We start from the raw sequence: 7,142 nt of genomic DNA, 5'->3' as shown, positions 1-7,142 counted from the left end.
CGTAAGCGAGGGTCGGGAGAGGGGAACGCCGCGTCCGGAAGGGCCTGAGCCGGCCCCTCACCCGCCCGCTCCGCGGGCCCCCTCCCGCGCGGAGGGGGGAGGGTTGAGACAAACTGGAACAACGCATGCGCATCGGGCTCGCGGCCGACAACGGCAATTGGCACAAGGCGCGGCTGCGGGAGGCCCTGCGCGGCCTCGGCGTCGAGCCGGTGCTGTTCTCCCTCGCCGACGTCGCCGTGGTGACCGGCGGCGGCGAGCCGCTGCGGGTGCCCGGCTTCGCGGACGGCCTGCCGGACGGCGTCCTGCTGCGCACCATCGCCGGCGGCACCTTCGAGGCCACCACCATGCGGCTCGGCGTGCTCCACGCGCTGGAGGCCGCCGGCGTCACCGTCTGGAACGGGCCGGCCGCCATCGAGCGCTCGGTGGACAAGGCGGCCACCTCGCTCCTGATCGCCCGCGCCGGCCTGCCGACCCCCGACACTTTCGTCGTCTCGAAGCGCGAGGCGGCGGCCGAGATCGTCGCCCGCGAGGCGCGGCCCGGACGGCCGATCGTGCTGAAGCCCCTGTTCGGCTCGCAGGGCGAGGGACTGATGCTCCTCGAGCACCCCGATGATCTGCCGGCGCAGGAGGCGGTGAGCGGCGTCTACTACCTGCAGCGCTACGTGCCGCGGGCGGACGGACTGTGGCGCGACTACCGCGTCTTCGTCTGCGAGGCTCGGGCGATCGCCGGGATGATCCGCGAGGGCGACGGCTGGATCACCAACGTCCACCGCGGCGGCCGCCCCTTCGCCTGGGACGTCCCGGCCCGCGCCGCCGAACTCGCCGAGGCCGCGGCGGCGGCGGTCGGCGTCGATTACACCGGCATCGACCTCGTCGAGGACGGCGAGGGCGGCTTCCTCGTCCTGGAGGTCAACTCGATGCCGGCCTGGTCCGGCCTGCAGCAGGTGACCGAGGTCGACATCGCCGGAGCGGTCGCCCGCGGCTTCCTCAACGCGGTGCGCGCCGCCCGCCCGCCGCGGCTGGTCTCGGCGCTCGGATGACCGGATCAGCGCAGGGCGGCCTGCCGGCGGCGACGGTGGCCGATCTCTACCGCGCCGCCTGCCTCGCCGAACTCGACGCGCTGAAACCCGGCAACGTGCACAGCTACGCCCCCGGCCATCGCATGGTGACCGCCGATTTCGTCACCAGCGCCGACGTCTCGGCACCCCCGCTGGCCGAGGCGGGTGCGCGGGTGGGCCGCCGGGTCCGCGGCGGCGTCGAGGCGACGATCGCCGCCGTGGGCCAGAACACCAATCTCGGCATCCTGCTCCTCTGCGCGCCGCTCGCCCGCGCCGCGGAGGCGCCCGGTCGGCTGAGCGAAGCCCTGAGCGCCGTGCTGGCGACCTTCGACGCGTCGGATTCCCGCGACGTGTTCGCGGCGATCCGCCGGGCCAATCCCGGCGGCCTCGGCCGGGCCGAGCGCCACGACGTGTCCCGGGATCCGGCCGATGACGGGCCGGTCCCGCCGCTGCGCGCGGCGATGGAAGAGGCCGCCCCGCGCGACCGCATCGCCCGCGCCTACGCGGACGGTTTTCGCGATCTGTTCGCCATCGGGCTGCCGGCGCTGGCCGACGCACGGGCGCGCGGGCTCGTCCCGCCCTGGACCACGACGGCCGTGCATCTCGCCTACCTCACCGCGGTGCCGGACAGCCATATCGCGCGCAAGCACGGGCCGGAGCGGGCCGAGGCGGTGCGGGCGCAGGCGCGGGCGCGACTCGCAGGGCTCGACCTCGCCGCGGCCCCGGTCGAGGCGCTGCTGGCCTACGACCGTGCCTTGAAGGAGGCGGGTCTGAACCCCGGCACGAGCGCCGACTTCACCGTCGCGACGCTGTTCCTCGACGCGCTCCTGTCCGCCCGCGGCGAGACATCTTGAGCCTTGGCCGAACCCCGCGCCCGCGAGGGGACGGATCCTGGCGCGTCAAGGCCCCCGGCTATCCAAAAAATCGCCGATTTCAGGGCCTTGCGCGGGTTGTTCGATGCCGGGCCCCGCTGTAGGGTCCGCGCCGCTATCCGGGCTAACCGGCTCGGCCCCTGCCGGGCGCCGCGAACAAGGATGGCTTCCGGCCCCGCCTCCTCTCAGGGCGGGCCTTTTTTCAGGAATCCAGGGAGAGACCCCGAATGGCAAAGATCACCAAGGTTCAGGTCGGCGAGGCCCTCGTCGGCGACGGCAACGAGGTCGCCCACATCGACCTCATCATCGGACCGCGCGGTTCGCCCGCCGAGACCGCCTTCTGCAACGGCCTCGTGAACAACAAGCACGGCTTCACCAGCCTGCTCGCCGTGATCGCGCCGAACCTGCCGTGCAAGCCGAACACGCTGATGTTCAACAAGGTCACCATCAACGACGCCCGTCAGGCCGTCCAGATGTTCGGCCCGGCCCAGCACGGCGTCGCCAAGGCGGTGCAGGATGCGGTCGCCGAGGGCATCATCCCGGCGGACGAGGCCGACGACCTGTACGTGCTGGTCGGCGTGTTCATCCACTGGGAAGCGGCCGACGACGCCAAGATCCAGAAGTACAACTACGAGGCCACCAAGCTCTCGATCCAGCGCGCCGTGAACGGCGAGCCGAAGGCCGCGACGGTGACTGAGCAGCGCAACTCGGCGCAGCACCCCTTCGCCGCCAACGCTTAGATCGGGGACAGTCCTGGGCAGAGCGAGCCTCCGCCCGCACCGCGGGGTCTGCTCCAGCGACTGGCTTCGATCTTCCTTGGACGTTGATGGATCGGGACGGCTTCGGCCGTCCCTTTCTTTTTGGGCGCTGCGGTGGCACCTCATGACGGTGAGACACCCCGGAGGAGGCCGCCGATGGCCGACGTCCTCGAAGAACTGACGGCCGATGTCCTCACGCGCGCGCAGGTCGAGGACCGCGTGGAGGATTGGGCGCAGCGTATCGCCGGCCTGTACGGCCGGATCGAGTCCTGGCTTCCGCCCGGCTGGTCGTCCAGGCGGACGCGGCGCGTGCGGATGATCGAGGAGCCGATGCGCGAGGTGGATCTGCCGCCGCGCGAACTTCCGGTGCTCGACCTGCTGGCCGATGAGGCGCCGGCCGCGACGATCGAGCCGCGGGGCCTCTGGATCGTCGGCGCCAACGGCCGCCTCGACCTTCGGCGGGGAGCGGACCATCATCTCATCCTCGACAGGGCCGCGAATTTCGAGGAACCGGATTGGGTCCTCGTGCCCCTGTCGGATCGACGGCGGGCCGTCCCGCTGGACCGCTCGGTCTTGTCGTCCGTCTTGCGCTGACGGCACGGGCCGGCGCCGTGCAGGACTTGGTGGCCCTGGCCGCTCTCTATGCCGAGATCGACGCATATCTCGAAGCGCTCCGGGCGGCCCTGATCGAGAGCGGTGACGGGTCGGGCGCGGATCGGATCGAGGCCAAGCAGCGCCTCAACGACCAGGCCTATTTCGTGATCTGCTGGGGTCAGCTCGAGAGCGCCATCGACGATGCCTGCCGCTCGGCCATCCGCGCGCGGCGGGGCCACGCGGATTGGGCGGTGAGACGCGCCTGGGATCTGTACAATCCGGACGAGAAGCGCCTCTCGGGCCTCAGCTTCGAGGATCGCACCGCCCTCGTCCTCGATCGGCAGGGCGGCGCGAAGAGTCCGTGGGCGCGGGTGCAGTTCTATTATGCGCTGCGCAACCAGATCGCCCATGGCAAGCTGAGGCCGGAGCGCATCGACGTCACGGCCGTGGTCGGCGAGATGTACGTGATCCAGGGCGCCCTGACGCCGTAGGCGCCGCCAGCCTCAGCGCAGCCGCCCGTCATGGATCGCCGAGGCGACGAGCGCTCCCGCCGCGCCGGCCGCGATGAGCCGCGTCACGTCCTCCGGCCCCCGCACCCCGCCGGCCGCGTAGATCCGCCGGCCCTGTCCGAGCGCGACGGCGCGCGAAATCCCGACGAGATCGGGACCGGTGCCGGTGCCGACCCGCGCCAGCGTCATCACGATCACCTCCTCGGGCCATGTCCGCGCGTCCGCGTGCAGGGCGTCCGGTCCGAGTCGTTCTTCCCCCCGGCTGTCGAGGGAGAGCACGGCACGGTTGCCCAGCGCGCGCACGAGATCGGCGTCGCGCTGGCTCTCGCTGCCGATCACCGGGCGGCCGAGGCCGAGCCGGGTGAAGCGGTCGACCCCGGAAAAGTCGGAGAAGCCGGCATCGACCCACAGCGTCGCGCCGGGACAGGCGCGGGCCACCGCCTCCAGGCTGGCGCGGTCGGGCGCCCGGCCCTCCATGATCGCGTCGAGATCGGCGACGTAGAGCCGGTCCGTCGCGACGGCGTCGAGGAGGCCGCGGGCCACGTCGGCGGGCGCCGAGCCCCTGGCCAAGGGGGTGTCGATCGGGGCATAGGCGTCGCGCTCGCCCGCGCGGGCGCGCACCACCTGCCCCCGGCGCAGGTCGATCACCGGGATCAGCCGGAACGGCCGCCCCTCAGAACCGTGAGACATCGCGTGAACCGGACTAGGAACAGGGTCATCGGGTGGGATCTCGGCGGGGTGCATGTCAAGGCGGCGCTCGTCGAGGACGGCCGCGTAGTCGAGGCGGTGCAGGCGCCCTGCCGGCTCTGGCGCGGCGTCCCCGCTCTCGACGAGACGCTTTCGCAGATGCCGGACTGGACCCGGGGCGAGGCCCACCACGCCGTCACCATGACCGGCGAGTTGACCGACTGCTTCGCCGACCGGGCGGACGGGGTGCACCAGCTCTCCGCCTGGGCCGCCGCGACGCTCGCCGGCAGCGTGCGGATCTATGCCGGCCGCGCCGGCTTCGTGCCGGCCGAGGCCGCCCGCGGGCAGGCCGCCGACATCGCCTCGGCCAACTGGCACGCCACCGCCGCCCTGGTCGGACGCCACGAGGCGAACGCGCTCCTGGTCGATATCGGCTCGACCACCGCCGACCTGATTCCGATCGTGAAGGGCGCGCCCGCCGCGCGGGGCTACAGCGACGCGGAGCGGCTGGAGACGGGCGAGCTCGTCTATACCGGCGTGGTGCGCACGCCGCTCCTCGCCTTCGCGACCCACGCGCCCTGGCGCGGCCGGCGCACGGCGCTGATGGCGGAGACCTTCGCCGGCACCGCCGACATCTACCGCCTGACCGGCGACCTGCCCGAAGGGGCCGACCAGCAGCACAGCGCCGACCTCAAGGGCAAGTCGATCCCCGAATCCGAGACGCGCCTCGCCCGCATGGTCGGCCGCGACCGGGGGGAGGGGAGCGCGCAGGAATGGCGGGCGCTGGCGGCGTGGTTCGCCGAGGCGCAGCTGCGCCCGCTGCACGATGCCGCCGCCGTGCTGCTCTCGCGCCCGGATCTCCCCGAGGACGCGCCCCTCGTCGTCTGCGGCGCCGGCCGCTTCCTAGCCGAGCGGCTCGCCGCCCGGCTCGGCCGCCGCCCGCTGCCCCTCACCGCGGTGATCGCCGGCCGATTGGACGGCGGGGAGGCCGCCTGGGTCTCGACCTGCGGGCCGGCGGTCGCCGTCGGCCTAATCGCGTGAGGAACGAGGCCGTTTCCGCGCGTTGACGGGGACAATCCACGAGGAGATGCCGATGACTGCAGGGAACAAGCTCGCCCGGATTCTGGCCACCCGCACGGGCGAGTCCATCGAGCTGGCCTTCGAGACCGTGGACGGACGCACCACCCGGGTGCTGGCGAGCGACGACCAGATCGACCGCCTCGTGGACGAGCTGGAGGACATCCTCAACTCACCCGCCGAGACAGGGTCCGGCGAGCCGCCCGCGGCGGCGTAGAGCATCGTCCTGGATATCGGATCCGGGACGATGCTCTAGGCTTTTGTTCTGCATCGTCTTTTTCCGAAAGCCGGCAACCACCTTTCGGGACGATGCTCTGGAGCCGTATCCGGCCTGATTGCATCAGGCCGGCGTCTCCAGGTCATTGGTTTGACGCGCATTCTTTCGACGAACCGGCAACCACTTCGTCGGAATGCACTCCGGGCTACCGCAAGAAATCCCCGAAGGAGCGCGGCCCGTCGCCGGTCTCGACCGTGCCGGTGACGGTGAGGCTCGACGGATCGATCAGGCTTAAGCCGTTGTCGCCCCAGTTGGCGACGACGACCGTCTTCCCGTCCCGGGTGGCGGCGATCCCCTCCGGGTGGTCGCCGACATCGATGGCGGCGAGCGTCTTCAGGGTCGCGGGGTCGAACACCGTCACGGTGTTGGAATACTGGTCGGTCACGAAGCCTTTGCCGGCGGCGAGCGCGATCACGTAGGGCCGCTGGCCGGTGGCGACGCGGCCCGTCTCGCGGCCGGCCGCGACGTCGACGGCCGAGACGTCGTTCGAGACCACGTTGGCGGTGTAGGCGGTGGCGCCGTCCGCCGAGAGGGTCAGGCCGAACGGGTGCTGGCCGACGGCGACCCGTCGCGTCTCGCGGCGGCTCGCCACGTCGACGATCGAGACCGAGTCGGATTCGCGGTTGGCGACCAGCAAAGTGGCGCCGTCCGGCGTGACGGCGATGCCGGAGGGGGATTGTCCGGTGGCGATCTCGCCCTCCAGCGCCAGGCCGTCCGCGTCCGGGCGCAGCACGAAGACCCGCGTGCCGTACCAGTCGGCGACGTAGACCTCGCCGGATTTCGGGTTGACGCCGATGCCGAGCGGGCCGCCGGGCAGGTCGAGACTCGCGCGCACCCTGCGGGCGTCGAGGTCGATCACCGAGACGCCGTGTCCCTCGGGGCGGGTGACGTAGGCGGTCTTGCGATCCGGCGAGAGGGCGATGCCGGCCGGCGCCCCCGGCACGGGGATCGATTGCACGATTTTCTTGGAGGCGAGATCCACGATCTCGACGGCGTTGCCGAGCTGCGCCGTGACCAGGGCTTCCTGCGCGAGGGCGGGGCCGGACAGCACGAAGCCGGCGAGGACGAGAAGAGCCCTCCCCCCACGGATCTCGGGCCTGCCCGAGATCCGCAAGCATCCGCCCAAGGCGGGCAAGCCCGACTTGGGTCGGGGGAGGGTGCCCGCGGAGCGGGCGGGAGAGGGGGCGACGCTTCCGGAGAGGTCGCTCCCCTCACCCGACCCCCATCGGGGGCCACCCACTCCCCCCGCGGGGGGAGGGCAGGGCCGGCGCCGCGGGGGGGGGATGGTGGGGGCCCCCCCGCGGCGCGCC

9 protein-coding genes are annotated in these 7,142 nt (G+C 72.4%); 7 read left to right on the top strand and 2 right to left on the bottom strand.

Features of this window, described 5'->3' with window-relative positions:
• Nucleotides 1-125 precede the first annotated feature (125 nt).
• From ABS772_RS24780 to ABS772_RS24760, 5 genes are all read left to right on the top strand, one after another.
• Nucleotides 126-1,040 carry an ATP-grasp domain-containing protein gene (locus tag ABS772_RS24780; RefSeq protein ID WP_350397340.1) on the top strand — a complete coding sequence of 305 codons (915 nt, stop codon included), beginning with the start codon at nucleotides 126-128 and terminating at the stop codon, nucleotides 1,038-1,040.
• On the top strand, nucleotides 1,037-1,912 hold the full coding sequence (locus ABS772_RS24775) for a triphosphoribosyl-dephospho-CoA synthase (protein ID WP_350397339.1): 876 nt from the start codon (nucleotides 1,037-1,039) through the stop codon (nucleotides 1,910-1,912). The genes ABS772_RS24780 and ABS772_RS24775 overlap by 4 nt, the downstream gene beginning before the upstream one ends.
• A gap of 245 nt (nucleotides 1,913-2,157) precedes the next feature.
• Complete coding sequence (gene fae / locus ABS772_RS24770; RefSeq protein ID WP_012453694.1) at nucleotides 2,158-2,670, top strand: 5,6,7,8-tetrahydromethanopterin hydro-lyase; 513 nt, start codon at nucleotides 2,158-2,160, stop codon at nucleotides 2,668-2,670.
• Nucleotides 2,671-2,844: 174 nt separating this feature from the next.
• Entirely contained in the window at nucleotides 2,845-3,282 is a 438-nt protein-coding gene (locus ABS772_RS24765; RefSeq protein WP_350397338.1) for a hypothetical protein, read from the top strand.
• 17 nt (nucleotides 3,283-3,299) lie between these two features.
• Nucleotides 3,300-3,773 (top strand): hypothetical protein, encoded by a 474-nt coding sequence (locus ABS772_RS24760; RefSeq protein ID WP_238255598.1) that lies wholly within the window; start codon nucleotides 3,300-3,302, stop codon nucleotides 3,771-3,773.
• A 12-nt stretch (nucleotides 3,774-3,785) separates the two neighbouring features.
• Here ABS772_RS24760 and ABS772_RS24755 read toward each other — a convergent pair whose 3' ends face one another.
• On the bottom strand, nucleotides 3,786-4,481 hold the full coding sequence (locus tag ABS772_RS24755) for a HisA/HisF-related TIM barrel protein (protein ID WP_350397336.1): 696 nt from the start codon (nucleotides 4,479-4,481) through the stop codon (nucleotides 3,786-3,788).
• A 3-nt stretch (nucleotides 4,482-4,484) separates the two neighbouring features.
• Between ABS772_RS24755 and ABS772_RS24750 the strand changes: the two genes are divergently transcribed.
• Nucleotides 4,485-5,519, top strand: coding sequence for a hydantoinase/oxoprolinase family protein (locus ABS772_RS24750; protein ID WP_238255596.1), 1,035 nt, complete (start codon nucleotides 4,485-4,487; stop codon nucleotides 5,517-5,519).
• Between the two features lie 52 nt (nucleotides 5,520-5,571).
• Nucleotides 5,572-5,772 (top strand): hypothetical protein, encoded by a 201-nt coding sequence (locus ABS772_RS24745; RefSeq protein ID WP_238255595.1) that lies wholly within the window; start codon nucleotides 5,572-5,574, stop codon nucleotides 5,770-5,772.
• A 205-nt stretch (nucleotides 5,773-5,977) separates the two neighbouring features.
• Here the strand turns inward: ABS772_RS24745 and ABS772_RS24740 are convergent, their stop codons facing one another.
• On the bottom strand, nucleotides 5,978-7,117 hold the full coding sequence (locus ABS772_RS24740; RefSeq protein WP_407943019.1) for a beta-propeller fold lactonase family protein: 1,140 nt from the start codon (nucleotides 7,115-7,117) through the stop codon (nucleotides 5,978-5,980).
• Between the last annotated feature and the right edge of the window lie 25 nt (nucleotides 7,118-7,142).

The organism is Methylorubrum podarium, assembly GCF_040270385.1.
GTDB classification, from domain to species: Bacteria; Pseudomonadota; Alphaproteobacteria; order Rhizobiales; family Beijerinckiaceae; genus Methylobacterium; species Methylobacterium podarium.
This window is presented reverse-complemented; position numbering and strand designations above follow the sequence as displayed.

Bases quoted from the DNA above. Each gene is read 5' to 3' on its own strand.
- ABS772_RS24780 (WP_350397340.1), top strand. From the start codon at position 126: ATGCGCATCGGGCTCGCGGCCGACAACGGCAATTGGCACAAGGCGCGG.
- ABS772_RS24775 (WP_350397339.1), top strand. From the start codon at position 1,037: ATGACCGGATCAGCGCAGGGCGGCCTGCCGGCGGCGACGGTGGCCGAT.
- fae (WP_012453694.1), top strand. From the start codon at position 2,158: ATGGCAAAGATCACCAAGGTTCAGGTCGGCGAGGCCCTCGTCGGCGAC.
- ABS772_RS24765 (WP_350397338.1), top strand. From the start codon at position 2,845: ATGGCCGACGTCCTCGAAGAACTGACGGCCGATGTCCTCACGCGCGCG.
- ABS772_RS24755 (WP_350397336.1), bottom strand. From the start codon at position 4,481: ATGTCTCACGGTTCTGAGGGGCGGCCGTTCCGGCTGATCCCGGTGATC.
- ABS772_RS24745 (WP_238255595.1), top strand. From the start codon at position 5,572: ATGACTGCAGGGAACAAGCTCGCCCGGATTCTGGCCACCCGCACGGGC.